36 protein-coding genes are annotated in these 25244 nt (G+C 64.8%); 29 read left to right on the top strand and 7 right to left on the bottom strand.

What is annotated here, in order from left to right; genetic code table 11:
• The first annotated feature begins 8 nt into the window (after positions 1 to 8).
• From tuf to ACRYLO_RS08405, 26 genes are all read left to right on the top strand, one after another.
• Positions 9 to 1205 carry an elongation factor Tu gene (gene tuf, locus ACRYLO_RS08530; protein ID WP_482659753.1) on the top strand — a complete coding sequence of 399 codons (1197 nt, stop codon included), beginning with the start codon at positions 9 to 11 and terminating at the stop codon, positions 1203 to 1205.
• Between the two features lie 98 nt (positions 1206 to 1303).
• Positions 1304 to 1615: a hypothetical protein gene (locus ACRYLO_RS08525; RefSeq protein WP_482659752.1), complete on the top strand. Its 312-nt coding sequence runs from the start codon at positions 1304 to 1306 to the stop codon at positions 1613 to 1615.
• Between the two features lie 158 nt (positions 1616 to 1773).
• Positions 1774 to 2082: a 30S ribosomal protein S10 gene (gene rpsJ / locus ACRYLO_RS08520; protein WP_066664400.1), complete on the top strand. Its 309-nt coding sequence runs from the start codon at positions 1774 to 1776 to the stop codon at positions 2080 to 2082.
• Between the two features lie 267 nt (positions 2083 to 2349).
• Positions 2350 to 3108, top strand: coding sequence for a 50S ribosomal protein L3 (gene rplC / locus ACRYLO_RS08515; protein WP_300494706.1), 759 nt, complete (start codon positions 2350 to 2352; stop codon positions 3106 to 3108).
• A 2-nt stretch (positions 3109 to 3110) separates the two neighbouring features.
• A complete protein-coding gene (rplD, locus tag ACRYLO_RS08510) occupies positions 3111 to 3725 on the top strand; it encodes a 50S ribosomal protein L4 (protein WP_482659751.1) in 615 nt (204 codons plus the stop codon).
• Entirely contained in the window at positions 3718 to 4029 is a 312-nt protein-coding gene (locus tag ACRYLO_RS08505) for a 50S ribosomal protein L23 (RefSeq protein WP_294019504.1), read from the top strand. The genes rplD and ACRYLO_RS08505 overlap by 8 nt, the downstream gene beginning before the upstream one ends.
• Before the next feature lies 1 nt (position 4030).
• Positions 4031 to 4876, top strand: a complete 846-nt coding sequence (rplB, locus tag ACRYLO_RS08500; RefSeq protein WP_482659750.1) for a 50S ribosomal protein L2 — start codon at positions 4031 to 4033, stop codon at positions 4874 to 4876.
• Between the two features lie 3 nt (positions 4877 to 4879).
• Positions 4880 to 5158 (top strand): 30S ribosomal protein S19, encoded by a 279-nt coding sequence (rpsS, locus tag ACRYLO_RS08495; RefSeq protein WP_224920542.1) that lies wholly within the window; start codon positions 4880 to 4882, stop codon positions 5156 to 5158.
• A gap of 1 nt (position 5159) precedes the next feature.
• Positions 5160 to 5540 (top strand): 50S ribosomal protein L22, encoded by a 381-nt coding sequence (rplV, locus tag ACRYLO_RS08490; protein ID WP_294019501.1) that lies wholly within the window; start codon positions 5160 to 5162, stop codon positions 5538 to 5540.
• Positions 5540 to 6247: a 30S ribosomal protein S3 gene (gene rpsC, locus ACRYLO_RS08485; protein ID WP_224920544.1), complete on the top strand. Its 708-nt coding sequence runs from the start codon at positions 5540 to 5542 to the stop codon at positions 6245 to 6247. Before rplV ends, rpsC begins: the two co-directional genes overlap by 1 nt.
• A gap of 12 nt (positions 6248 to 6259) precedes the next feature.
• Complete coding sequence (gene rplP, locus ACRYLO_RS08480) at positions 6260 to 6691, top strand: 50S ribosomal protein L16 (protein WP_224920545.1); 432 nt, start codon at positions 6260 to 6262, stop codon at positions 6689 to 6691.
• Between the two features lie 3 nt (positions 6692 to 6694).
• Positions 6695 to 6898: a 50S ribosomal protein L29 gene (gene rpmC / locus ACRYLO_RS08475; RefSeq protein WP_482659749.1), complete on the top strand. Its 204-nt coding sequence runs from the start codon at positions 6695 to 6697 to the stop codon at positions 6896 to 6898.
• A gap of 13 nt (positions 6899 to 6911) precedes the next feature.
• Positions 6912 to 7181, top strand: a complete 270-nt coding sequence (rpsQ, locus tag ACRYLO_RS08470) for a 30S ribosomal protein S17 (RefSeq protein WP_066574429.1) — start codon at positions 6912 to 6914, stop codon at positions 7179 to 7181.
• Between the two features lie 78 nt (positions 7182 to 7259).
• Positions 7260 to 7628, top strand: coding sequence for a 50S ribosomal protein L14 (gene rplN, locus ACRYLO_RS08465; RefSeq protein WP_066574426.1), 369 nt, complete (start codon positions 7260 to 7262; stop codon positions 7626 to 7628).
• Entirely contained in the window at positions 7628 to 7939 is a 312-nt protein-coding gene (rplX, locus tag ACRYLO_RS08460) for a 50S ribosomal protein L24 (RefSeq protein WP_294019494.1), read from the top strand. The genes rplN and rplX overlap by 1 nt, the downstream gene beginning before the upstream one ends.
• Positions 7939 to 8523 carry a 50S ribosomal protein L5 gene (gene rplE / locus ACRYLO_RS08455; RefSeq protein ID WP_224920548.1) on the top strand — a complete coding sequence of 195 codons (585 nt, stop codon included), beginning with the start codon at positions 7939 to 7941 and terminating at the stop codon, positions 8521 to 8523. The genes rplX and rplE overlap by 1 nt, the downstream gene beginning before the upstream one ends.
• Before the next feature lie 19 nt (positions 8524 to 8542).
• Positions 8543 to 8848: a 30S ribosomal protein S14 gene (gene rpsN, locus ACRYLO_RS08450; RefSeq protein ID WP_224920549.1), complete on the top strand. Its 306-nt coding sequence runs from the start codon at positions 8543 to 8545 to the stop codon at positions 8846 to 8848.
• Between the two features lie 11 nt (positions 8849 to 8859).
• Positions 8860 to 9255: a 30S ribosomal protein S8 gene (gene rpsH, locus ACRYLO_RS08445; protein ID WP_066664429.1), complete on the top strand. Its 396-nt coding sequence runs from the start codon at positions 8860 to 8862 to the stop codon at positions 9253 to 9255.
• The gene (gene rplF, locus ACRYLO_RS08440) at positions 9255 to 9788 is read left to right on the top strand and encodes a 50S ribosomal protein L6 (RefSeq protein ID WP_482659748.1); all 534 of its coding nucleotides are present in this window, start codon (positions 9255 to 9257) and stop codon (positions 9786 to 9788) included. The genes rpsH and rplF overlap by 1 nt, the downstream gene beginning before the upstream one ends.
• Positions 9788 to 10144, top strand: a complete 357-nt coding sequence (gene rplR, locus ACRYLO_RS08435; protein WP_294019489.1) for a 50S ribosomal protein L18 — start codon at positions 9788 to 9790, stop codon at positions 10142 to 10144. The genes rplF and rplR overlap by 1 nt, the downstream gene beginning before the upstream one ends.
• Position 10145: 1 nt before the next feature.
• A complete protein-coding gene (gene rpsE, locus ACRYLO_RS08430) occupies positions 10146 to 10841 on the top strand; it encodes a 30S ribosomal protein S5 (RefSeq protein ID WP_482659747.1) in 696 nt (231 codons plus the stop codon).
• Positions 10842 to 10846: 5 nt separating this feature from the next.
• Positions 10847 to 11026 (top strand): 50S ribosomal protein L30, encoded by a 180-nt coding sequence (gene rpmD / locus ACRYLO_RS08425; RefSeq protein ID WP_294019486.1) that lies wholly within the window; start codon positions 10847 to 10849, stop codon positions 11024 to 11026.
• Positions 11027 to 11146: 120 nt separating this feature from the next.
• A complete protein-coding gene (rplO, locus tag ACRYLO_RS08420; protein WP_482659746.1) occupies positions 11147 to 11683 on the top strand; it encodes a 50S ribosomal protein L15 in 537 nt (178 codons plus the stop codon).
• A gap of 117 nt (positions 11684 to 11800) precedes the next feature.
• A complete protein-coding gene (gene secY / locus ACRYLO_RS08415) occupies positions 11801 to 13165 on the top strand; it encodes a preprotein translocase subunit SecY (protein WP_294019482.1) in 1365 nt (454 codons plus the stop codon).
• A gap of 25 nt (positions 13166 to 13190) precedes the next feature.
• Entirely contained in the window at positions 13191 to 13841 is a 651-nt protein-coding gene (locus ACRYLO_RS08410) for an adenylate kinase (RefSeq protein ID WP_482659745.1), read from the top strand.
• 150 nt (positions 13842 to 13991) lie between these two features.
• A complete protein-coding gene (locus ACRYLO_RS08405; protein ID WP_482659744.1) occupies positions 13992 to 14357 on the top strand; it encodes a DUF6481 family protein in 366 nt (121 codons plus the stop codon).
• 62 nt (positions 14358 to 14419) lie between these two features.
• Here the strand turns inward: ACRYLO_RS08405 and ACRYLO_RS08400 are convergent, their stop codons facing one another.
• On the bottom strand, positions 14420 to 15634 hold the full coding sequence (locus tag ACRYLO_RS08400; protein WP_482659743.1) for a type III PLP-dependent enzyme: 1215 nt from the start codon (positions 15632 to 15634) through the stop codon (positions 14420 to 14422).
• A 147-nt stretch (positions 15635 to 15781) separates the two neighbouring features.
• On the opposite strand from ACRYLO_RS08400, the gene ACRYLO_RS08395 reads away from it, so the two are divergent.
• Entirely contained in the window at positions 15782 to 16750 is a 969-nt protein-coding gene (locus ACRYLO_RS08395; RefSeq protein ID WP_482659742.1) for a threonine ammonia-lyase, read from the top strand.
• A gap of 523 nt (positions 16751 to 17273) precedes the next feature.
• Positions 17274 to 19010: a methyl-accepting chemotaxis protein gene (locus tag ACRYLO_RS08390; protein WP_482661704.1), complete on the top strand. Its 1737-nt coding sequence runs from the start codon at positions 17274 to 17276 to the stop codon at positions 19008 to 19010.
• Between the two features lie 123 nt (positions 19011 to 19133).
• Here ACRYLO_RS08390 and ACRYLO_RS08385 read toward each other — a convergent pair whose 3' ends face one another.
• The 3 genes from ACRYLO_RS08385 to ACRYLO_RS08375 form a co-directional block, all read right to left on the bottom strand.
• A complete protein-coding gene (locus tag ACRYLO_RS08385; protein WP_482659741.1) occupies positions 19134 to 20207 on the bottom strand; it encodes a hypothetical protein in 1074 nt (357 codons plus the stop codon).
• A 223-nt stretch (positions 20208 to 20430) separates the two neighbouring features.
• Positions 20431 to 21651 (bottom strand): Gfo/Idh/MocA family protein, encoded by a 1221-nt coding sequence (locus ACRYLO_RS08380; RefSeq protein WP_482659740.1) that lies wholly within the window; start codon positions 21649 to 21651, stop codon positions 20431 to 20433.
• A 215-nt stretch (positions 21652 to 21866) separates the two neighbouring features.
• Complete coding sequence (locus ACRYLO_RS08375) at positions 21867 to 22679, bottom strand: ferredoxin--NADP reductase (protein WP_439540086.1); 813 nt, start codon at positions 22677 to 22679, stop codon at positions 21867 to 21869.
• Between the two features lie 162 nt (positions 22680 to 22841).
• Here ACRYLO_RS08375 and ACRYLO_RS08370 point away from each other — a divergent pair, with 162 nt between their 5' ends.
• Positions 22842 to 23018, top strand: a complete 177-nt coding sequence (locus ACRYLO_RS08370; protein ID WP_482659739.1) for a hypothetical protein — start codon at positions 22842 to 22844, stop codon at positions 23016 to 23018.
• Between the two features lie 3 nt (positions 23019 to 23021).
• Here the strand turns inward: ACRYLO_RS08370 and ACRYLO_RS08365 are convergent, their stop codons facing one another.
• Genes ACRYLO_RS08365 through ACRYLO_RS08355 form a run of 3 tightly spaced genes read right to left on the bottom strand, consistent with a single transcriptional unit; the run spans position 23022 to position 25196 of the window.
• Positions 23022 to 23582 (bottom strand): lipocalin family protein, encoded by a 561-nt coding sequence (locus tag ACRYLO_RS08365; protein ID WP_482659738.1) that lies wholly within the window; start codon positions 23580 to 23582, stop codon positions 23022 to 23024.
• A gap of 49 nt (positions 23583 to 23631) precedes the next feature.
• The gene (locus ACRYLO_RS08360) at positions 23632 to 24543 is read right to left on the bottom strand and encodes an ADP-ribosylglycohydrolase family protein (RefSeq protein ID WP_482659737.1); all 912 of its coding nucleotides are present in this window, start codon (positions 24541 to 24543) and stop codon (positions 23632 to 23634) included.
• Complete coding sequence (locus tag ACRYLO_RS08355) at positions 24540 to 25196, bottom strand: alpha/beta hydrolase (RefSeq protein WP_294017318.1); 657 nt, start codon at positions 25194 to 25196, stop codon at positions 24540 to 24542. Before ACRYLO_RS08355 ends, ACRYLO_RS08360 begins: the two co-directional genes overlap by 4 nt.
• Positions 25197 to 25244 lie beyond the last annotated feature (48 nt).

Raw genomic sequence — 25244 nt, 5'->3', positions numbered from 1 at the left:
AGGAAATAATGGCGAAGGCAAAATTTGAGCGGACCAAACCGCACCTCAACATCGGCACCATCGGTCACGTCGATCACGGCAAGACCTCGCTGACCGCCGCGATCACGAAGATTCTGGCAGAGAACGTCGCAGGTAACGCTGCGGTCGATTTCGCCAACATCGACAAGGCTCCGGAAGAGCGCGAGCGCGGCATCACCATCTCGACCGCGCACGTCGAGTATGAGACCGAAACGCGCCACTACGCGCACGTCGACTGCCCCGGCCACGCCGACTATGTGAAGAACATGATCACCGGCGCGGCGCAGATGGACGGCGCGATCCTGGTCGTGTCGGCCACCGACGGCCCGATGCCGCAGACCAAGGAGCACATCCTGCTCGCCAAGCAGGTCGGCGTTCCGACCATGGTCGTCTTCCTCAACAAGGTCGACCTGGTCGACGACGAGGAAATCCTTGAGCTGGTCGAAATGGAAATCCGTGAAGAGCTCAGCAAGCGCGAGTTCGACGGCGACAACATTCCGATCATCCGTGGTTCGGCAACCTGCGCCCTGTCGGGTTCGAACGACACGCTGGGCAAGGACGCGATCCTCGCGCTCATGGCCGCTGTCGACGAGTCGATCCCGCAGCCGGAGCGTCCGCTGGACAAGCCGTTCATGATGCCGATCGAAGACGTGTTCTCGATCTCGGGTCGCGGGACCGTGGTGACCGGCCGCGTCGAGACCGGCGTTGTGAAGGTTGGCGAGGAAGTCGAGATCGTCGGCATCCAGCCGACCGTCCGCAAGACCACCGTGACCGGCGTCGAAATGTTCCGCAAGCTGCTCGACCAGGGCCAGGCCGGCGACAACATCGGTGCGCTGATCCGCGGCGTTGCACGTGACGAAGTCGAGCGCGGCCAGGTTCTGGCCAAGCCGGGTTCGATCACCCCGCACACCGACTTCCAGTCGTCGGTGTACGTCCTGTCGAAGGACGAGGGTGGCCGTCACACGCCGTTCTTCGCGAACTATCGCCCGCAGTTCTACTTCCGCACCACCGACGTCACCGGCACGATCGAGCTGCCCGAGGGCACCGAGATGGTCATGCCGGGCGACGAAGTCGCGCTGGGCGTGAAGCTGATCGCGCCGATCGCAATGGACATCGGCCAGCGCTTCACGATCCGCGAAGGCGGCCGCACCGTCGGTGCAGGCGTCGTCGCTTCGATCGACAAGTAATCGACGCCCTGCGGGGCTGAGAATGAAGAGCCCGGCTTCCCCCAGGGGAGGCCGGGCTTTTTGTTTGTCGGTTGCGCCGGAAGCGATATCGTCGGCAGATGATTTGGAACATCGTCGACAACCGCACGCGCAAATACCGCTGGAAGACGATCAATGCGATCGTCGAGGCGGTGGAGCACGACAATAGCTGCAAGGACTCAGACCAGGCCCCCGAACAGGATTCGGCGACCTATGTCCTCTATGGCGCCCTGGAGGCGGTTTCCGTGAGTGAGGCGGTGGCGTGGGCGATGGGCCAGCGCGGTCCCGTGACGCTCTTCTTGTACGATGAGGGAGGCGGGTTTTCGGACGAGGAGCATTTTACAGAGATGGGCGCCCGCCTTGCCGAAGATGGGCAGGGCGCACCCGTTTGAAGACCGGGGTGACGAAGCGGGGGCGGGGGAGGGCGAAATTTCTCCTCCGCACCCCTTGCCAACTCCCCGCTTCCGCTGTAGTGGCCCGCCTTCGTTTTAGCGTATGAACCAGCAAGAGGCGTGTTTCACGCGCCCCGCTCTTTCGCATTGGTAGGGACATGGACAACAATATCCGCATCCGCCTGAAGGCGTTCGACCACCGCGTGCTCGATCAGGCCGCAAGCGACATCGCCGACACCGCGCGCCGCACCGGCGCGATGATCCGTGGCCCGATCCCGCTCCCGACCCATATCGACAAGTTCACGGTCAACCGTGGCCCGCACATCGACAAGAAGTCGCGTGAGCAGTTCGAGACACGCACCTACAAGCGCCTGCTCGACATCGTTCAGCCCACCGCCCAGACCGTTGACGCGCTGATGAAGCTCGACCTGGCCGCTGGCGTTGACGTGGAGATCAAGCTGGCCTAAAGGCCGCGCTCTCCCAACGAGATTCGCGATTCCACTGGAGTCGCGCAGGGCTGGCCGGATCGATCCCGATCCGATGAACCGCCCCGGAGCGAAAGCTCTAAACGACATAGGGATACCGCCGGACTTCGGTCCGGGCTGCGTCCCCCGTCTTTCCTGCCTTCGGGTCGGAATTCAGCCCGGACGGGGGCTCGCATCATATCTACGGGCTGAGGCATGCACCCTTCGGAATGGTCCGCGGGGTGCCTCTGTATTGAGGAGCAACAGATCATGCGCACTGGCGTGATCGCGAAGAAACTGGGGATGACCCGCCTGTTCAAGGACGACGGCCGCCACGTGCCGGTCACCGTCCTGAGCCTCGAAGGCGTTCAGGTCGTCGCCCGTCGCGAAATGGACAAGGACGGCTACACCGCCGTGCAGCTGGGCGCGGGCAGCGCCAAGGCGAAGAACGTCGCCAAGCCGCAGCGCGGCCAGTTCGGCAAGGCCGAGGTGGAGCCCAAGGCAATCCTCGCGGAGTTCCGCGTGGATGCGGACGGTCTGCTTGACGTGGGCGCCGAGATTTCGGCCGACCATTATGTCGCGGGCCAGTTCGTCGACATTCAGGGTCGTACGCAGGGCAAGGGCTTTGCGGGCGGCATGAAGCGCTGGGGCTTCGGCGGTATGCGTGCAACGCACGGCGTGTCGATCAGCCACCGCGCACTGGGTTCGACCGGTAACCGCCAGGATCCGGGCAAGGTCTTCAAGAACAAGAAGATGGCCGGCCACATGGGCGACAAGAACCGCACGCAGCAGAATCTCGAAATCGTCGGCACCGACGTCGAGCGCGGCCTGATCTTCGTCAAGGGCTCGGTCCCTGGCTCGAAGGGTGGCTGGCTGTTCGTCAAGGATGCGGTGAAGGTCGCGCGTCACGCCGACGCGCCGTTCCCCGCCGGCATCAAGACTGCCGCCAACAGCAACGACACCGCCGCAGCGGACACCCCGGCCGATACGGTCGAGGCGCCTGAGGCGACCGAAGGCCAGGAGGGCTGAACGTGAAGGTCAAGGTTCAAACCCTCGACGCCAAGGAATCGGGCGACATCGAGCTCAATGATGCCGTGTTCGGCGTTGAGCCGCGCGCCGACATCCTGCACCGCGTCGTCACCTGGCAGCTGTGGAACCGCCGCGGCACCGCCCGTCCGACGCGCGAGCGTTCGGAAGTCTCGCGCACCGGCAAGAAGTTCGGTCGCCAGAAGGGTGGCGGCACGGCCCGTCACGGCGATCGCGCTGCTCCGATCTTCATCGGCGGTGGTAAGGCCCATGGCGCCCGTCTGCGCGACTTCAACATCTCGCTGAACAAGAAGGTTCGCGCGCTGGGTCTGAAGATGGCGCTGTCGAGCCACGCCAAGGCCGGTTCGCTGATCGTCCTCGACGGGTTCGAGGCGAGCAAGACGTCGGCGCTGAAGGATCAGTTCGCTGGTCTGAAGGTCGGCCGCAAGACGCTGGTGATCGACGCGGATGCCGGCAACGGCTTCCTCGCCGCGCGCAACCTGACGGACGTCAACGTCCTGCCGGCGGTTGGTGCCAACGTCTATGACATCCTGAAGCACGACACGCTGGTCCTGACCCGCGCTGCCGTCGAAAAGCTGGAGGCGCGCTTCAATGGCTAAGAAGGAGCAGATCGACATCCGTCATTATGACGTGATCGTCGCGCCGCACATCACCGAGAAGTCGACGCTGGTTTCTGAAGCCAATGCCGTCGTCTTCAAGGTCGCGAACGATGCGACCAAGCCGCAGATCAAGGCGGCGGTCGAGGCGATCTTCGGCGTCGGTGTCACCGCGGTGAACACCATCGTCCAGAAGGGCAAGACGAAGCGCTGGAAGGGTAAGCCCTACACGCGCAGCGACATCAAGAAGGCGATCGTCACGCTGAAGGACGGCGATTCGATCGACGTCACGCAGGGGGTCAACTGACATGGCTCTGAAGAATTATAACCCGACCTCGCCGGCGCGGCGTGGCCTGATCCTGGTGGACCGTTCGGGTCTGCACAAGGGCGGCCCCGTCAAGGCGCTGACCGAAGGCAAGCGCAAGACCGGTGGCCGCAACAACAAGGGCCATGTGACCTCGCGCGGCATCGCGGGCGGCCACAAGCAGCGTTACCGCATCATCGACTTCAAGCGTCGTACGTGGGACGTCGAAGGGACCGTGGAGCGGATCGAATATGATCCCAACCGCACCGCCTTCATCGCGCTGATCAACTATGGCACCGCCGAAACGCCGGACTATGCCTATATCATCGCTCCCCAGCGCCTTGGCGTTGGCGACAAGGTGATCGCGGGCAAGAAGACCGACGTGAAGCCGGGCAACGCCATGGAGCTGGGTCAGATGCCGGTCGGCACCATCGTCCACAATGTGGAGATGAAGCCGGGCAAGGGCGGTCAGATCGCACGTTCGGCTGGCACCTATGTGCAGGTCGTCGGTCGTGACCGCGGCATGGTGATCGTTCGCCTGAACTCGGGCGAGCAGCGCTACATCCGTGCGGACTGCATGGGCACCGTTGGCGCCGTGTCGAACCCCGACAATGGCAACACCAACCTCGCCAAGGCTGGCCGCAACCGCTGGAAGGGCATCCGCCCGCTGACCCGCGGTGTTGCCAAGAACCCGGTCGACCACCCGCATGGCGGTGGTGAAGGCCGGACCTCGGGCGGCCGTCATCCGGTCACCCCGTGGGGCAAGCCGACCAAGGGTGCGCGCACCCGTCACAACAAGGCGACGGACAAGTTCATCATCCGCAGCCGCCACGCGAAGAAGAAGGGCTAACCTATGGCTCGCTCCGTTTGGAAGGGTCCGTTCGTGGACCTCCACCTCCTGAAGAAGGCGGAAGTCGCTCAGGAGAGCTCGGGCCGTAGCGGTCCGATCAAGACCTGGTCGCGTCGTTCGACCATCCTGCCGCAGTTCGTCGGCCTGACCTTCAGCGTCTACAACGGCCGCAAGTTCGTGCCGGTGTCGGTCAACGAAGACATGGTCGGCATGAAGCTCGGCGAGTTCGCCCCGACCCGGTTCTTCCCGGGCCACGCGGCCGACAAGAAGGGTAAGCGCTAACATGTCGAAGCCCAAGGCTCCCCGTCGCGTCGGCGACAATGAGGCGCTGTCGGTTGGCACGCAGATCCGTGGTTCGGCGCAGAAGCTGAACCTGGTTGCTGGCCTGATCCGCGGCAAGCGTGCCGGTGACGCACTCAACATCCTCTCCTTCAGCACGAAGGCGATGGCGGTTGACGCGCGCAAGGTGCTGGCTTCGGCCATCGCCAATGCCGAGAACAACCACAATCTCGACGTCGACGCACTCGTCGTCGCCGAGGCGTCGGTCGGCAAGTCGATCACCATGAAGCGGTTCCACACCCGTGGTCGCGGCAAGTCGACGCGCATCCTGAAGCCGTTCAGCCGTCTGCGCATCGTGGTGCGCGAAGTGCAGGAAGAAGCATAATGGGTCACAAGAGCAACCCGATCGGTCTGCGCCTGCAGATCAACCGCACCTGGGACAGCCGCTGGTTCGCAGAAGGCGCCGATTACGGCCGCCTGCTGCTTGAAGACCTCAAGATGCGCCAGTTCATCATGAAGACGCTGCCGCAGGCCGCGATCTCCAAGGTGGTGATCGAGCGTCCGGCCAAGCTGTGCCGCGTCAGCATCTTCGCTGCACGTCCCGGCGTGATCATCGGCAAGAAGGGCACGGACATCGAAAAGCTTCGCAAGAAGCTCGCGTCGATGACCAGCTCGGACGTGTCGCTGAACATCGTCGAAATCCGCAAGCCGGAAGTCGATGCAAAGCTCGTCGCGCAGGGCATCGCCGATCAGCTGGAGCGCCGCATCGCGTTCCGTCGCGCCATGAAGCGCGCCGTTCAGTCGGCGATGCGTCTGGGCGCGGAAGGCATCCGGATCAACTGTGGTGGCCGTCTGGGCGGCGCGGAAATCGCGCGTTCGGAATGGTATCGTGAAGGCCGCGTTCCGCTGCACACGCTGCGCGCGAATGTCGATCACGCCACCGCCGAAGCGCACACCGCCTATGGCGTGTGCGGCGTCAAGGTCTGGATCTTCAAGGGCGAGATCCTGGGCCATGATCCGATGGCGACCGATCGCCTGAACATGGAATCGCAGACGTCGGGCGTTCGCCCTGCGCGCGATGACCGTCGCTAAGGGTTAGAGACAATGTTGCAACCGAAGCGCACCAAGTTCCGCAAGGCCTTCAAGGGCCGGATCAAGGGTGAGACCAAGGGCGGCGCGACGCTGAACTTCGGGTCGTACGGCCTGAAGGCGATGGAGCCGGAGCGGATCACCGCACGTCAGATCGAGGCGGCTCGCCGTGCGATCACGCGCCACATCAAGCGTCAGGGCCGTTTGTGGATCCGCATTTTCCCGGATCTGCCGGTGTCGAGCAAGCCTGCCGAAGTCCGCATGGGCTCGGGCAAGGGTGCCCCTGAGTATTGGGCAGCGCGCGTTGCGCCTGGCCGCATCCTGTTCGAGCTGGACGGCGTTCCCGGCCCGCTCGCTGCAGAAGCGTTCGAGCGTGCGGCGATGAAGCTGCCGATCAAGACCAAGGTCGTGGCCCGCCTCGGCGACACGTCGCACCTGGAGGGTTAAGAGATGACCAAGGCAAGTGATCTGCGCGCCAAGAGCGACGATCAGCTGGGCGACGAGCTGGGCAACCTGAAGCGCGAGGCATTCAACCTGCGCTTCCAGGCGGCGACCAGCCAGCTCGAAAAGCCGAGCCGCGTGAAGGAAGTCCGCAAGGACATCGCCCGCATCAAGACGCTGCAGAACGAGCGTTCGCGCTCGGCTGCGAAGTAAGAGGACAACGAACATGCCGAAGCGCGTGCTGACCGGGCAGATCGTGTCCGACAAGGGCGACAAGACGGTGGTCGTGAACGTGGAGCGCAAGGTCAAGCACCCGCTCTACGGCAAGATCATCCGGCGCTCGAAGAAGTATCACGCCCATGACGAGGCGAACGAGTATAAGGCGGGCGAGACCGTGCGGATTGAAGAGACCGCGCCGATCAGCAAGCTGAAGACCTGGAAGGTGATCGAGCGGGTGAACACCCACGCGACCCCCGAGCGGGCCGACATCGCTTAAGATCCGTCAGGGTCTCAAGAGTTCAACTGGAACCCCCGGGACGTGTCCCGGTAGGCCAAGAGAGAAGGAACCGGATCAATGATCCAGATGCAGTCCAATCTCGACGTCGCAGATAACAGCGGCGCGAAGCGGGTGCAGTGCATCAAGGTGCTGGGCGGGTCGAAGCGTCGCTTCGCCGGCGTCGGCGACGTCATCGTCGTCAGCATCAAGGAAGCACAGCCCCGCGGCAAGGTGAAGAAGGGTGACGTGCATCGTGCCGTCATCGTCCGCACCGCCAAGGACGTCCGCCGCGCCGATGGCTCGGTGATCCGCTTCGACGGTAATGCTGCCGTCCTGGTCAACAAGAACGAGGAGCCGATCGGCACCCGTATCTTTGGCCCGGTGGTCCGCGAGCTTCGCTCGAAGGGCTTCATGAAGATCATTTCGCTCGCCCCTGAGGTGCTGTGATGGCTGCTGCCAAGATCAAGAAGGGCGACCAGGTCATCGTCCTGTCCGGCAAGGACAAGGGCAAGACCGGTGAAGTCGTCAAGTCGATGCCGAAGGCCGACAAGGTCGTCGTTTCGGGCGTGAACATCGCCGTGCGCCACACCAAGCCGAGCCAGGGCGACCCGCAGGGTGGCCTGAAGCGCGCCGAGGCTCCGCTGCACGTGTCGAAGGTTGCGCATGTGACCAAGGACGGCAAGGCGACCCGCGTACGCTTCGAAGAGCGTGACGGCAAGAAGGTCCGCGTTGCGGTCAAGACCGGGGATGTCATCTGATGGCTGATACCTACACCCCCCGCATGAAGTCGAAGTACGACGCGGAAATCGCCAAGGCGATGACCGAGAAGTTCGGCTACAAGAATGCGATGGAAGTGCCGAAGATCTCGAAGATCGTGCTCAACATGGGCGTCGGCGAAGCGACCCAGGACAAGAAGAAGGTCGAGCAGGCAGCGTCCGAAATGGAGCTGATCGCTGGCCAGAAGCCTGTCGTGACCAAGGCCAAGAAGTCGATCGCGCAGTTCAAGCTGCGTGAAGGCATGGCGATCGGTTGCAAGGTGACGCTGCGTCGTGAGCGCATGTATGAGTTCCTCGACCGCTTCATCACCATCGCGCTGCCGCGCGTTCGCGATTTCCGCGGCCTGAACGACAAGTCGTTCGACGGCCGTGGCAACTATGCCTGCGGCATCAAGGAACAGATCGTGTTCCCCGAGATCAACTATGACCGCATCGACAAGGTGCGCGGCATGGACGTGATCGTGACCACCACCGCCAAGACGGACGAAGAAGCCCGCGAGCTTCTCCGTCTCTTCGGTTTCCCGTTCCCCATCGAGGCGGACGGCGAAGCGAAGCAGGCAGCGTAAGGGAAAGAGAACTTAAGTCATGGCGAAACTGAGTTCCGTGCTCAAGAACGAGCGTCGCAAGCAGCTGGTGAAGAAATATGCCGGCCGCTATGCGAAGCTGAAGGCGATTGCGAACGACAAGTCGCTCGATGAGACCGAGCGTCTGATCGCGCGTTTGAAGATGGCCGAGATTCCCCGCAACGGGAACCCGACCCGCATCCGCAACCGGTGCGAGCTGACCGGTCGTCCGCGCGGTTACTACCGCAAGTTCCGTCTCGCACGTGTCATGCTGCGTGATCTGGCCAACAAGGGCCTGATCCCGGGTGTCACGAAGTCGAGCTGGTAAGGATCACGAAGATGGCATTGACCGATCCTCTGGGTGATATGCTCACCCGCATCCGCAACGGCCAGCGCGCCCGCAAGGACTCTGTCCTGACGCCGGCGAGCAAGCTGCGTGCGCGTGTCCTCGACGTGCTCCAGCGCGAGGGCTATATCCGTGGCTACAGCGAAGAGCAGATGGGCCCCGCAGCCGGCATCCGCATCGAGCTGAAATATTTCGAGGGCCAGCCCGCGATCAAGTCGATCGCGCGCGTCTCGAAGCCGGGCCGCCGCGTCTATTCGGGTTCGAAGGAACTGCCGAAGGTGCGCAACGGCCTGGGCATCACCATCGTTTCGACGCCGCGTGGCGTTCTGTCGGACGCCGAAGCGCGCGAGCAGAATGTCGGTGGCGAAGTGCTCGCGGAGGTGTTCTGATGAGCCGCACCGGTAAAAAGCCGATCCCCGTTCCCGCCGGCGTCAGCGCCAGCGTCGAGGGCGGTGTCGTCAGCGTCAAGGGCCCCAAGGGCACCCTGACCATGCCTGCGTCGGACGACATCTCGTACGAGGTGGGCGAGGGCACCATCACGGTTAAGCCCGCCAACGACACCAAGCGCGCCAAGGCGTTCTGGGGCATGCAGCGTACGCTGGTCCAGAACCTGGTGACCGGCGTGACCGAGGGCTTCACCAAGAAGCTGCTGATCACCGGCGTCGGTTATCGTGCGAACGCACAGGGCCGCAAGCTGAAGCTGCAGCTCGGCTATTCGCATGACGTCGATCTCGACGTGCCGGAAGGTGTGGAGGTCAAGACTCCCGACCAGACGACCGTCGAAATCTCGGGCAACGACAAGCAGGCCGTCGGCCAGTTTGCCGCGGAAATTCGTCGCTGGCGTAAGCCTGAGCCCTACAAGGGCAAGGGCATCAAGTACGAGGGCGAGTTCATCTTCCGCAAGGAAGGGAAGAAGAAGTAATGAGCAAGGGTCTCTCTCTCTTCGAGAAGCGGCGTCGCCGCAACCGCACCGCGCTCCGCGCGCGTTCGGGCGGCCGTCCGCGGCTGTCGGTGCATCGCTCGGGCAAGCACATTTATGTGCAGGTGATCGACGACGCCCAGGGCAAGACCCTGGCCGCCGCCTCGACGCTGGACAAGGATGTCCGTGGCACGAACGGCGGCAACGTCGATGCGGCCAAGGCGGTCGGTGCGCGCATCGCGGAAATCGCCAAGCAGGCCGGCGTGACGCAGGTCGTGTTCGACCGTGGCGGTTTCCTGTTCCACGGACGCGTCAAGGCGCTGGCGGATGCCGCGCGTGAAGGCGGATTGGAGTTCTAAGATGGCTGACGAACAGAACCAGACGCCCGTCGAGGGCGCAGCAGCCGAAGCCGGCACCGAGAACCGTCGTGGCCGTGGTGGCCGTGGTGGCGACAATCGTGGCGGTGGTGGTCGTAGCCGTGACGGCCGTGGTCGCCGCGACGATCGCACCCCGCGCGACGAGCAGGGCGAAGAGCTGATCGAAAAGCTGGTCCACATCAACCGCGTCAGCAAGACCGTGAAGGGCGGCAAGCGCTTCGGCTTTGCAGCGCTGGTCGTTGTCGGCGACGGCAAGGGCCGGGTCGGTTTCGGTCATGGCAAGGCGCGCGAAGTGCCGGAAGCCATCAGCAAGGCGACCGCCGCTGCCAAGAAGAAGATGGTCCGCGTGCCGCTGCGCGAGGGCCGGACGCTGCATCACGACGGCAAGGGCCATTTCGGCGCTGGCCAGGTGACCCTCCGCTCGGCACCTGCCGGTACCGGCATCATTGCCGGCGGTCCGATGCGCGCCGTGTTCGAAAGCCTGGGCGTTGCCGACGTGGTGACCAAGTCGGTCGGTACGTCCAACCCCTACAACATGATCCGCGCGACCTTTGAGGCACTGGGCGACCAGTATTCCCCGAAGGCAGTGGCCCAGCGTCGCGGCAAGAAGATTGCCGACCTGCTTGGCCGTGGCGGTTCGCAGACCGCCGAGGCTGATGCCGCGGCGATCGTGGAGTAAGCGACATGGCAACGATCAAGGTGAAGCAGATCGGTTCGCCGATCCGTCGGACCAAGGACCAGCGCGCAACGCTGATCGGTCTGGGCCTCAACAAGATGCACCGGGTCAGCGAACTGGAGGACACTCCCGAAGTTCGCGGCATGATCCGGAAGCTGCCCCACATGGTGGAGATCGTCGAGGGCTGAGCCCCCGGCATCTTTTCCAGGTGACAATATGAGGGGAGGGGGCTATCGGCCCCCTTTCCGATTTTCCCGGCCCCGTCGGGAATTTGACCAGCGCGACTAAAGCGAAAGCGAGTGCACGACATGAATCTCAACGAAATCCGCGATAATGATGGTGCCCGCAAGGGCCGGATGCGCGTCGGACGCGGCATCGGTTCGGGCAAGGGCAAGACCGCAGGCCGCGGCCAGAAGGGCGCCAAGGCGCGTTCGGGCGTCGCGATCAACGGCTTTGAGGGCGGTCAGATGCCGCTCCACATGCGGATCCCGAAGCGCGGCTTCAACAACCCGCGCGGCAAGGATTATGCCGAGGTCAATCTGGGCATGGTCCAGAAGCTGATCGATGCCGGCAAGCTGACCACGACCGAGATCGACCACGCTGCGCTGCAGGCCGTCGGCCTCGCCCGTGGCGGGAAGAACGGCGTCCGTCTGCTCGCCAAGGGTGAGCTGACGGCGAAGCTGAGCTTCACCGTTGCCGGCGCGTCGAAGGGCGCGATCGAGGCGGTCGAGAAGGCTGGCGGCACCGTCACCATCCCGACGATCGTCCCCGCTGCTGACAAGCATGCTGCCAAGCATCGCGTGAAGCAGAAGGAAATCGCCGCGAAGAAGGCCGGTAAGGCCTGACTTTAGCTGTGGACGGGGCGATGTATGTGCATTGCCCTGCTCCGACAGTAACCTATATGGGCGGCGGGGGAGCGGCAAACGCTTCTCCGCCGCTTTGGTTTCCGGGATAGAATTTCAATGGCATCCGCAGCCGATTCAATGGCATCCGGCCTCAACCTGTCCAAGTTCGGACAGGCCACCGAACTCAAGAAGCGCCTGTGGTTCACGCTTGGTGCGTTGATCATCTTCCGGATGCTCAGCTTCGTGCCGCTGCCCGGCGTCGATCCGACGCAGCTCGGCCTGCTGGCCGACCGCACCCAGGGCGGCGTGCTCGACTTCTTCAACACCTTTTCGGGCGGTGCGCTGGAGCGCATGTCGGTGATCGCGCTGGGTGTCATGCCCTATATTACCGCGTCGATCGTCGTGCAGCTCGCGACGTCGCTGTCGCCAACGCTCGCCGCGATCAAGAAGGACGGGGAGAGCGGGCGCAAGCGGCTCAACCAGTATACCCGCTACGGCACCGTCGCGCTGACCGCGATCCAGGGCTATTTCATCGCCGTCGGCCTCGAGACGCTCGGCGCGAGCCAGGGGCTGGCGCCGGTGGTCGAGCCGGGCATGCTGTTCCGCATCGCGGCAGTGATCTCGCTGATCGGTGGCACCATGTTCCTGATGTGGCTTGGTGAGCAGATCACCAGCCGTGGTGTCGGCAACGGTATCTCGCTGATCATCATGGCGGGCATCGTCGCGCATCTGCCCACAACGCTGGTGCAGCTGTTCGAAGGCGGCCGTTCGGGCTCGATGAACCCGGTAACGCTGCTGGCGATCCTCGCGGCGGTGGCGGGCCTGATCCTGTTCATCTGCTTCATGGAGCGCGCCCAGCGCCGCATTCTGATCCAGTATCCCAAGCGCCAGACCCAGCGCGGCGTGCAGAGCGAGCGCAGCCACCTGCCGCTCAAGATCAACACGGCCGGCGTCATCCCGCCGATCTTCGCCAGCTCGCTGCTGCTGATGCCGCTGACGATCAGCCAGTTTGCCGGTCAGTCGCAGGCGGGTGAAAGCTGGGGCGGCGATCTGATCATCACGCTCAACCAGTATCTGCAGCATGGCAGCCTGGTGTACATGCTGCTCTACGGTGCCGGCATCATCTTCTTCTCGTTCTTCTACACCGCGGTTGTGTTCAACCCGGAGGAGACGGCGGAGAATCTTAAGAAATATGGCGGCTTCATCCCCGGCATCCGCCCGGGCAAGAACACCGAAGCCTATTTCGACTATGTGCTCACGCGCATCACCGTGATCGGTGCGGCGTACCTGACCGTCATCTGCCTGTTGCCGGAATATCTTGTGTCGGCGCTCGCGATCCCCTTCTATCTGGGCGGGACCAGCCTGCTCATCGTCGTGAACGTGACGATGGACACGGTCACGCAGATCCAGTCGCATTTGCTGGCGCACCAGTATGGCGACCTGATCAAGAAGGCGAAGCTGAAAGGCGGCCGCCTGCGTTAAGCAGGGGCATGGAAGGGGAAGCCAGTTGAACATCATCCTGTTGGGGCCTCCGGGCGCAGGCAAGGGGACCCAGGCGTCGCGTCTGGAAAGCGAGCGCGGCATGGTGCAGCTGTCGACCGGCGACATGCTGCGCGCGGCGGTCAAGGCGGGCACGCCGGTCGGGCTGCAGGCGAAAGCGGTGATGGAGGCAGGCGAGCTTGTCTCCGACGCGATCGTCAGCGGCATCATCGGGGAGAGCCTGGACGCGCTGGGCGACAAGGGCGCGATCTTCGACGGCTATCCCCGCACTGCCGCACAGGCGGAATCGCTGGATAGCCTGCTCGCCGAACGCGGTCGCAACCTCGACCATGTGATCGAGCTGGTCGTCGATGAAGACGCGCTGGTGGCGCGGATCACCGGTCGCTTCACCTGCGCCAATTGCGGTGCGGGCTATCACGATAGCTTCAAGCAGCCGGCGGTTGCGGGTGTGTGCGATGTGTGCGGAAGCACCGAGTTCAAGCGGCGTCCCGACGATAATGAAGAGACCGTGCGCACGCGCATGGCCGAGTATCGGGCCAAGACTGCGCCGATCCTGCCGATCTATGAGGCGCGCGGGCTGGTCCAGCGGGTCGATGGCATGGCGGACATCGCCGAGGTGACTGCGGCGATCGCGGCGATCCTCGACGGGCGCAGCTGAAGCCGCGCGGCGCGGTGGGAACGTCCCCTGCGCTGATCGATTGACCGGGGAGCGCCCTTGTCGCGGGTCCCCGGCGAAACATATTCTTCGCATCCGGCACGCGACGTGGTCGCGAGCGTTTGGGTGCCCGTTAGCTTATTGGAACGAGCCATGTCTTACAAAGAACCGTCATTTCAGGATCGCACTGCCGCCGCCGCCAAGGCAAAGCAGAAGGCGCTGGATCTGTTGCGCGCCAAGCCGGCGGTAGATCCGGCTGAGCTTGAAGCGCGGCGCAAGGCGCAGGAAGAACGCGACCAGGCGCTGGCAGCGGAGCGGGCAGCCAAGGCGGAGGCGCTGGCAGCGGCCAAGGCCGAGAAGCTGGCGAAGAAGCAGGCTGAGGCCGATCGGAAAGCCGCGGAGCGGGCTGAGGCCGATGCGGCTGCAGCGCTCAAGGAGGCGCGGCTCAAGCCGCCCAGCGCGGCGGAGATGAAAGCGGCGCGGGATGCGCGCTATGCGGCGCGAAAGGCGCGGAAATAGTCCCAACGAAAAGGGCCGCTCTCCTTTCGGACAGCGGCCCTTTCCTTATTCGTTGAGCCTGTTCAGCGGCGCGCGCGGCGCTTGAACTGGTCGAGGCTGACGACGTTGGTCGGACGCTCGATCGCGATGCCCGAATAGAGCGTCGCCATCGGTTCGTCGGTGACGACATGGACACTGTCCGAGCCGAAGCCGTTGAACGCGGTGCGCATCGCCGAGCCATAGGCGCCCAGCATGCCCACCTCGATATAGTCACCCGCCTGAATGTCCGACGGCAGCTCGAACGGGCCGGCCATGTGATCGAGATCGTCACAAGTCGGGCCGTAGAAGCTGTATTCGGTCATCTCGGTCGCTTCATCGGCATCGTCGCGCAGGACGCGGACCGGGAAGCGCCAGCCGACATGGGCCGCGTCGAACAGCGCGCCATAGGCGCCGTCGTTGATGTACAGCTCATCCCCGCGGCGCTTTTCGACGCGGACGATCAGCGAGCTATACTCGGCGCACAGCGCACGACCGGGTTCGCACCACAATTCGGCGCTGTACGAGATCGGCAGATTCTCGAACGCATTGTGGATCACCCCGAAATAGGTTTCGAGCGGGGGCGGTTCCATGCCCGGATAGCTGGACGGGAAGCCGCCGCCGACATCGACGATGTCGACCGTGACCGACGAGGCGACGATCGCCGCGCGGACGCGCTCCATTGCCTCTGCATAGGCAGCCGGCGTCATCGCCTGCGAACCGACATGGAAGCAGATGCCCAGCGCGTCGGCGGCCTGACGGGTCGCAACCAGCAGGTCGGCGACATCCTCGGGCTCCGCACCGAACTTCGCCGCGAGGCTCAGCTTCGAATGGTCGGACGACACGCGGATGCGGACACACAGGTTCAGATCCTGCGCACCACGGGTGGCGCGGACGATCTTCTCCAGCTCGTCCATCGTGTCGAGGCTGAAGGTGCGGACGCCGTGAACGAAATAGGCTTCCTCGATCGCTTCCTCGGCCTTGACCGGGTGCATGAAGCACAGGGTCGCCTTGGGCAGGGCACGGCGCGCCATGCGCACTTCGCCGATCGACGCGACGTCATAATGCGTCACACCGCTGTCCCAGAGGATCTGGAGCAATTCAGGAGACGGATTCGCCTTGACCGCGTAGAGCACCGTTCCCGGAAACTTCTCGACAAAGAAGCGGGCGGCGCGCTTTGCAGCGTGCGGACGAACGAGCGTTACCGGCTCGACGGGACGAAGGGCTTTCGCTAGCCCCAGCGCGCTATGATGCTTGTGCAACTCAAGGGACCTCCAATTGCCTTGCGGCAGACGATAAAAACACTGCCTTGCGGTGGAAGTCCCATGGGGCAGCGGAGGGGTCATTTAGGGTCGGGGGTCCCCCCTGTAAAGTAGTTTCGGGACTATCGTATTGATGCGGGGTGAGATGTGACGATTTTGCGACAGCCGACCCGGGCAGGGGTGCGCGACGCGGCAGCCAAGGTGGCGGCGATCCTGCCGCCAACGCCCTTGTTTGTGGCCGAAATTCGCGGCGTGCCGGTGATGTTCAAAGCCGAATCGCTCCAGCCGATCGGCGCGTTCAAGATCCGTGGTGCCTGGCACCGGCTGACTGCGATCGACCCGGACGTCCGCGCCAGGGGCGTGGTCGGATTTTCGTCGGGCAACCATGCCCAGGGCGTTGCCTGGGCCGCGAAGCGACTCGGGGTTCCGGCGGTGATCGTGATGCCGAGCGACGCCCCGGCGCTGAAGCGGGAGGCGACGCTGGCGCTGGGTGCCGAGGTGGTCAGCTATGACCGGATGACCGAGAATCGCGACAAGATCGCCGCGCACCTCGCCCATGCTCGTGGCGCCACGCTGGTCCCGCCGTTCGACGACCCATGGGTGATCGAGGGGCAGGGGAGCCTGGGGATAGAGGTCCTGACGCAAGCGGCCGAGATGAAGCTGCCCGATCCGGCGCGGGTCGTGGTGCCGTGCGGCGGCGGGGGGCTGGCCGCCGGGGTCACGCTGGCGCTGCCCGAGGCACAGGTCACCGTGGTCGAGCCCGAGGGCTGGGACGATATGTGCCGCAGCCTGGAGGCGGGGTGGATCGAGCCGGTCGGCGACAACCCGCCGCCAACGGCCTGTGATTCGCTGCAGACGCTGCGCGTCTCCCCGCTGACCTTCGACGTCCTGTCGCGGCGCGGGGCTACGGGCGTGCGGGTGACCGAGGCGGAAGTGCGGGCGGCACAGCGCTGGGCGGCGCGGCGGCTGCGGCTGGTGATCGAACCGGGTGGTTCGGTAGCGCTGGCGGCGCTGCTGGCCGGGAAGGTCGAGGCGCGGCCCGACCTGCTGGTGGTGCTGAGCGGCGGCAATGCCGATCCGGCAGCCTATGCCCGGGTGCTGAGCGGGGATGACTGACGGCGGGGCGGGGGTGTTCCGACGAAGCTGACGAAAAATGCCGGTTTTTGGGCTGAGTGGACAGGTTTGCGACCGCCTGACACCTGCGACGCGACTGTGACGCGTCACTGGCGCGACGCGCGGGCGATACGCGCGCGACGACGACGCGACACTGGCGCGACGCGCGGGCGATACGCGCGCGACGACGACGCGACACCTGCGCGACTGGTGTCAGGCGCGGGGGCTTTGGGAGGGGGATGCGGCGGGTTGGGGTTCACCGATCAGTTTAGATCAGGGAATTTCCAACATTGGAAGGGGGCGGTTTGCCGTCTTGTCCGGGTCGTTTACCCATCGCCGTCGTGCCCATCCATCGTAACGTTTGGCTTTATTTCAGTATGCTCGCGACCGAGGCTTTTAGCTCTTTTCTATAACAAGGGCGGGTTGTGCTTTGCGAGCGCCCCCCGGCCGGCGCCTGTGTGCAGCTGGTCGTTCCGGCCATTCAACCGTAGAGGGCGCCTTGATCACCTATTTCTCGAACCTGAAAATGGCGCGCAAGATCGTGCTGTCGTTCACGCTTGCGATCCTGATGGTGTGCGCCTCTGGCGGCGTCATTGCCATGTCGCTGGGCGCGATGCGGAGTAGCGCGGACGAGAATGTGAACAGCCTGCGGGTCAAGGAACTGGTTTCGACCATGCTTGAGAGCGTGATCCAGCAGGAGAATGCGCTGCGCGGCTATGCCATGCTCGGGCGTGGCGAACTGCTCGATGAATATAGGGCCAATCAAGGCGCGTTTGAGGCCGCCGCAAAGGAGTTTGACGAACGCGTCAAACTGCCCGAGCAGCGTGAGCGCTTCGCCAAGCTGCGGGCCGAAGTGAAGGACCTCAACGACCGCCGCTTTGCCGAGCTGATCACCCTGGCCGCCAACCCGGAAACGCGGATGCGGGCGCAGGAGATTTCGGGGCGCAAGCAGTTGCCGGTCGTTCGTGAGCTGGCTGCCGAGATGCTGATGCGTCAGGGCGAGGTGATCGCCGAGCGGCACGCCGCGCAGGATCGCATGTCCACGATCGCGAATATCGCGGTTTGGGGCGGCGCCGCGCTCACCGCGCTGGTCGCGATGCTGATGGGGTGGCTGCTGACCCGCACGATTGCGACGCCGCTGCGCGAACTGACCGATGTCACCACCACGCTGGCGCAGGGCGGTGAGCAGACCGTGCCCTTCCGCGACCGTGGCGACGAACTGGGCGACATCGCCGGGGCGGTGGAGCAGTTCCGCATGGCCGCCGTTCATCGTGCCGAGGCCGATGCGCGCGTTGCCGCCGAGCAGCAGATCGTCACCACATCGCTGCGCGACAGCCTGTCGGCGATGACCAAGGGTGACCTGACGGCATCGATCAAGGCCGATTTTCCGGCCGGCTATCAGGAGCTGAAGACCAATTTCAACGCGGCACTGGCGTCGTTGCGCGAGCTGATCGGCTCTGTGTCCCAAACTACGCATGCGATTCGGACCGGGTCCGATGAAATCACCCATGCGTCGGAGGATCTGGCGCGGCGCACCGAAGCCAATGCCGCGAGCCTGGAGGAAACCTCTGCCGCCGTGTCGCAGATGGACGATCGGCTGAAGGCCACCGCCGCCGCCGCAACCCGGACGGTCGAGCGTGCCGATGGCGCGATCGCCACCGTGAGCAGCGGGCGTTCGGTCGCGGACGAGGCGGTGCAGGCGATGACCCGCGTGTCGGATTCGGCCAAGGGGATCGACAGCGTAATTGAAGGCCTCGACAAGATCGCATTCCAGACCCGCGTTCTGGCGATGAACGCCGCGGTCGAAGCTGGGCGTGCCGGTGAAGCCGGGCGCGGGTTCGCGGTCGTAGCCGATCTGGTCTCGGCGCTGGCGATGCGGGCCGAGGAAGAGGCCGGACGCGCGCGCGACCAGCTGACCGCCACCCAGACCGATATCGGTGCAGCGGTCGAGATGGTCCAAAAGGTGGACGCGGCACTGGTCGATATCTCGGGCGATGTGAGCGAGGTCCACACGCTGCTCGGCGATATCGCGAGCGACAACCAGGCGCAGTCCAGCGCGATCACCCAGATCGCCGCCGCGATCGGCGCAATGGACCATTCAACTCAGCAAAATGCCGCGATGGTCGAGCAAACGTCGGCCGCAGCGCGCAACCTGACCGGTGAAGTTGCGGCGCTCACCGAACAGGCCGCCCGGTTCACGGTCGAGGAGAGGCGGGCCGCTAGCAGCGCATCTGTTCGGCATATGTCACGGATCGCGGCGTAGCATCGTACGTATCACGAAACCGCAATCAGGGGCACCGGCGTGTTCGGCGCCCCTGACGCGCAGTCGTGGTCCGCGCGCTATCGGAGCGGCTAGTGCATTCACCAAGCGCTGACCCGCAGCCCGCTACCACCCATTCCGCTCCAGCATCGGCTTCATGATTGCATTCAATCCGGCGGCCAGCACCGCAAGGCCGGCGCGGCGCCCGGGGGAGAGGTGGCGCGCGTCTACCGCCATATATTCGATCACCCCACGCGCGCCGCGGTTGCGCTTGAACTCGCCCGCTCCGGCCGAACCGTGAAAGCGCAGACCCGCGTTCATCGCGGCTTCGGTGGCCATATAGCTGGCGATCCGATACAGTCCCTCGGTGTGGGGGCGCGTCATGTCGTAGCCCATCAGCGGCACCGTCCCAACACCGGCCGCGATGCGCAGCGCCGAGAATGCCATGATCTGACCCTGAGCATCGCGCGCGACGAGGTAGGCCAGCAGGCCGATTGCGGACGATAGCTGGACAAATTCGGGCGTGAAGATCGGATTGATCGCCGAGTAACGCCCGACATAGAGCTGGTGATACAGATCAGCGATCCGCGCGCAGTCGCGTTCGCTGAGATTGTCGGCGCGTCCGGTCTGCAATCCCGACCGGCGCAGCGCCTTGGCATCGGCGCGCGTCTGGCCGCGGGGGAGCCATTGCGTCGCCAGATCATCTGTCACCCAGACTTGCCGCGCGGGGAGCAGGGTCCAGCCATCCTGTCTGACGGCGTCCAGCAATGCCGGGCAGGTCCAGGGATCAAGCGAACGGATGATCAGAAAGTGATCGGGAAAGCGCGCCGACAGCAGCGTGCGCATCTGGGCAAGGCCGCCGCCTTCCCATGCCCCGTGCAGATTGGTCGAGAGCAGCCAATTGTCGAGATGCACCGCGCGGTTGAGCCGTGTTGTTCGCAACAAGCCGCTCAGCGTTCGCAGCACGGCCTCGGCTGCAAACCGCGCACGCCCGAGGCCGAGCAGCGCGATCTCATCACGGGCATAGAGGACATAGGCGCTGTGCGGGCTGCTGACATAGGAGAGGCCCAGCGTTCCATCGTCGACGGTCACCGGCAGATCGAGGGGGCCGGAGCGCAGCAGGAGCATCTGGCTGGCGGCGTTGCTGACGAGTTTGCGAGTGCCGTCCGTGGCAAGGCGCGCGACATAGGACGCGGCCAATGTGCCCGGCGCATGCGTAAGAAGCGTGCCCCCCTCAAGCAATTCAGGGGCGTGGCTGGCTGGCGGGATAAAGAGCACCGGTGCGCCGCGCTTCTTTACCAGCGATGGCGGCGCAGGATGTGGATTGCGCGGCGTTCAGACCGCTGCCGAATATCTCGCGATGCCATCCAGCCCGGATAGCGGCCCATCGTGACGCGGCTGTGAAAGCCTGGCGGGGGGCAGTTTACCCCCGCATCCGCCCATCGGGCATCAGCTTCACCGTCCGGCCGGTGCGGGCCGAGGCGTATATTGCCTCGATCAGCCGCAGGTCGCGCAGGCCCATCTCGCCGCCGGTGAGGATCGGGGACCCATCCCGGATGGCATTGGTGAAATGGTTGAGCTGGCCGGCGAACTGGGTGGTCGGATCGCCGGGGGTGAAGTCGCGGGCATTGCGGCCCTCGATCCGCATCTTGTGCCCGGCATAGGCGGTGGCGGGGTCCATGATGAGGGTGCCGTCGGTGCCGCGCACCTGGGCGAAATTGGCTCCGGCACTGTCATAGGCGGTGGCGAGTTGGGCGACTGCGCCCGAGGGGAAGGTCAGCTGCGTCGCGACATGCGCGAAGATTTCGGTGAAGCGCGGGTCGCCCTTGGGCTGAAAGGTCGTGGCGCTGATGCTGTCGGGCATCTCGCCGCTGAGATAGAGCGCGGATTGGAGGCCATAGATGCCGTAATCCTCGAGCGGGCCGCCGCCGGCCAGCGCGCGGTTGAAGCGCCAGTTCTGGGCCGGGGTCGTCGGGCCGGCGCGGTAGGACTGGTCGGTGCGGATCAGGCGGATGGTGCCGACGGCCTTCTCGCGCATCAGCCGCATCGCTTCGATATTGTATGGCTCGAAATGGCAGCGATAGGCGATCATCAGCTTGCGATTGGCGCGGCGGGCGGCGGCGATCATCGCTTCGCACTCGGCGCTGGAGAGCGCCATCGGCTTTTCGCACAGGACGTGCTTGCCCGCGGCAAAGGCGCGGATCGTGAAGTCGGCGTGGAAGGCGGTGGGGAGGATGATGTAGACCGCCTGGATGCGGTCGTCGGCCGCGATCTTGTCGAAATCCGCATAGGAATAGCGCGCGTCTGGGGGAACGCCGTACGCGTCGCCGACTTGGGCGAGCTTTTCGGGATTGCCGGAAACGAGCGCGGTGATGTGCATGCGCTCGGCCTGATCGATGCGCGGCATGATCTGGTTGAGGGCATAGCCGCCCAGCCCGACGATGGCGACGCCGACGCTGTCCTCACGCCTGCGGCGTGGCGGGGTGGCGGGGAGGCGCACGCCCGGGGGCAGGGGCAGGCCCTTGAGCTGGGCGGCGGTGCTGGATTGGAGGGGCGTCGCGACGCTGGCGGACGCGGTCAACGTGGCGGCGAGGGCACCGGTGCTCTCAATGAAGCTGCGTCGTGAGATGGGGGTGTGGGGCATCGCCGTCCTCTCCGAATGATCGTTCGGAGAGGTGATAGCGTTACCATTGCTGGGTCGGCAATCGGGGATCGCCAACAATCCTCCCCCGCAAGGGGGAGGTGGCGCCAAAGGCGACGGAGGGGGAGGAAGCACGACATTCGAGGGGACACAGCCGTCCTCCCCCTCCGTCATGCTGCGCATGCCACCTCCCCCTGGCGGGGGAGGATTTTTATGGCTCAGCCGACGAAGGCGCGTTCGATGACGTAGTGGCCGGGCTTGCTGTTCGAGCCTTCCTCGAAGCCCATGCCGTCGAGCATCGCGGAGAGATCCTTGATCATCTCCATGCTGCCGCACAGCATGATGCGGTCGGTTTCGGGGTCGAGGCGCTTCTCGCCCGCCATGTTGGGGCCCGTGAACAGCGCGCCGTTTTCGATCAGCGTGCCGATGCGGTCGCTGGTCGGGAACGGCTCGCGCGTCACGGTGGGCAGGTAGCTGAACTGGACCAGCGCCTGATCCTGCACCAGCGGATCGCCGGCGAGCTGCGCCTCCAGCTCTTCGCGGAAGGCGAGGTCGCTGACGCGGCGGACCGAGTGGACCAGCTGGACCTGATCGAACATCTCGTACACGTCGGGATCGCGCGCGAGGCTCAAGAACGGGGCGAGGCCGGTGCCGGTCGAGAGGAAGAACAGCCGCTTGCCGGGCAGCAGCGCGTCGGTGACGAGCGTGCCCGTCGGCTTGCGGCCGAGGAACAACTGGTCGCCGGGCTGGATCAGCTGGAGCTTCGACGTCAGCGGGCCATCTGGCACCTTGATCGAGAGGAATTCCAGCTCTTCGGCCCAGGCGGGGCTGGCGATCGAATAGGCGCGCAGCAACGGGCGGCCTTCGCCGGGCAGGCCGAGCATCACGAATTCGCCCGAGCGGAAGCGGAAGCTTTGCGGGCGCGTGATCGTGAAGCTGAACAGATGCTCGTTCCAGTGACGGACGCTGAGCACGGTCTCCACGGTGAGCGCGGCGGACGGGGCGAGGGGGATGGCGTTACGGTCAGACATTGCGGGCTCGGCTAGATGCCAGCGGTGCGCGGCGCAACCTTTTCTGGCTAGGGCGGGGAAAGGCTAAACTTTCAGCGCCCTTGGCAGGCGGGGTTTTGCGAGTCAATCGCATTAACCACCCTGCGACTCGACGGGCGCGGGAAAGAACGGCAGAAAGCGGGCATGCGCCCCGAATTATCGACCGCCGCCAACATGACCCTGTCGCTGCTGCTGATCGCGGCGGTGGTGCTGGTGTGGGGCGGGGTGACGATGATCCGCAAGAGGGACCGCACCAAGGGGGTGCTGATGATCATGTGCGCGGTGGTGCTGGTCGGGAACGTGCTGATCTGGATGGTGTAGTGCTCACCCCTGCTGGGTTATGCGCAGCGCCCAGCGGTCGTAGCCGAGTTCCTCGACCCGGGTAAGCAGCGTCTGGAGCAGCGCCGGGTCTGGGCGGGGATCGCGGGCGAGGAGCCAGAGATAGCGGCCCGACGGTTCGCCGACGATCGACCAATCATAGTCGTCGCCATGGTCGAGCACCCAATAATCGCCGGTGTAGAGCGGGCCGAAGAACGAGACCTTGAGCTTGGCGTTGGAGTCTTCATCGACGACGATCGCGGTGCCTTCGCTGACGTCCCGGTCAGTTTCGCCCGCGCGGATGCCGCTGTTCACGATGCTGACCTTGCCGTTCGGTTCCAGGCCATAGTCGGCGGTGACCGAATCCATGCCCTTTTGAAAGCGGTTCTCGTGCCGCGCGAGTTCGTACCAGGTGCCGGTGTAGCGGGTGAGGTCGACCGGTTTGGCCGGTTGCGGCACGGTCGGGTTGATCACCGGCGGGCGCGTGGCGCGGGAGTAGAGGAACAGGCCACCGATGGTGGCAGCGGCGACGCCGGCGGCGATCTTGATCGCGGTGGATTGCTTCATGGGGCGATCATGCTTCGGTCGCGTTCAAAAGGATAGAGGCCCCGGGCGGTCAGCGCTCAGTGAGGAGGCGCAGACCGACCGCGCTGATTTCATCCTGCCACGCAAGCCGAGCGCGCCATGTCGCGGGAATGGCCCCGGCCCCGTAGATTGCGCCAGCCAGCTGTCCGGTGATCGCCGCGACGGTATCGGCGTCATCCCCAAGATTCGCGGCGAGCAGGACCGCCTCGTCGAACCCATCGGAGTTGCCGACACACCATAACGCCGCCTCGAGGCTGTGAACGACGTAGCCGCTCGAGCTGATCTGTGATCGTGCCTTTTCCTGCCAAGCGCCGCCGAATATCTCCGCCACGGCACGGGGCGCATCGACCTGTTGCGGCGCGAGTAGCTCGGCCTTCGGTTCGCCACGGATTGCCCGGACGAGCAGCGCGGCGAAGCCTTCGCATGCGGCGAGGCATTCATCCGCGCCGTGGGTAAGGCGACTCTGGTCTCGGGCGACCTGAGCGACCAGCGCGGCGTCACGATCCCAGCCCCACAGCGCGACCGGTGAAAGTCGCATGAGCGATCCATTTCCGGCGCTGCGTGAATGGGTCGGCCCGGAAAATGGGTCGCCAGTTTCTTCAGCGACCTCGATCGCGGTCCGCGTCGTGATGCCGATGTCGAAACAGGTTCCGGTGCAGCTATGTGCGCCCCAGCGGTACCAATCCACAAAGCGATTCATGCACGCCTGGGGATAGAACACGTCATGCCCGGCAAGCGTCTCCGCCAACGCAAGCGCCATCGCGGTATCGTCGGTCCATTGGCCGGGTTCGAGCGAAAACGGGCCGCCGCCAACCATGTCGGTCAGCGGCGGCCGGGAATCGCGTGCGGAGAATTCAAGAGTCGTGCCCAGCGCGTCGCCAACAGCAAGTCCAAGCAAGGCGCCCAGGCCATTGTCGATCGTCGCTGGGTCCGGCCCGCTCACCGGATCGGCGAATTGGGGTCGAGGCGCATGTCGAGATAATTGTCCACGCTGCGCATCAGCTGGTCCATTTCATGTTCGAAGAAATGGTTGGCGTGCGGAATCGTGTCGTGGTGGATCGTGATGTGCTTTTGCGTGCGCAGCTTGTCGACCAGCTTTTGCACCGCGTTCGGCGTCACCACTTCGTCGCCCTCACCCTGGATGATGATGCCCGAGCTGGGGCAGGGGGCGAGGAAGGTGAAGTCGTACATGTTCGCGGGCGGCGCGACCGAGATGAAGCCCCGGATTTCAGGGCGGCGCATCAGCAGCTGCATGCCGATCCATGCGCCGAAGCTGACGCCCGCGATCCAGGTGGTCGAGGCTTCGGGGTGGAAGCTCTGCACCCAGTCGAGCGCGGAGGCCGCGTCGCTCAGTTCGCCGATGCCGTTGTCGAACGTGCCCTGGCTCTTGCCGACGCCCCGGAAGTTGAAGCGCAGCGTCGCGAAGCCGCGGCGCTGGAACGTCTTGTACAGCTCCTGCACGATGCGGTTGTTCATCGTGCCGCCCGCATTGGGATGCGGGTGAAGGATCATCGCGACCGGTGCGCGGGGACGGGGGGCGGGGGCGAAACGCCCTTCGAGGCGGCCTTCGGGACCGGGAATGATGACTTCGGGCAAAGTGGACCTGCTCTATGATGGGCGCGCGGTAGCGCGGAAACGGGTGCA

This window comes from Sphingomonas sp. SDUR79, assembly GCF_056821745.1.
This window is presented reverse-complemented; position numbering and strand designations above follow the sequence as displayed.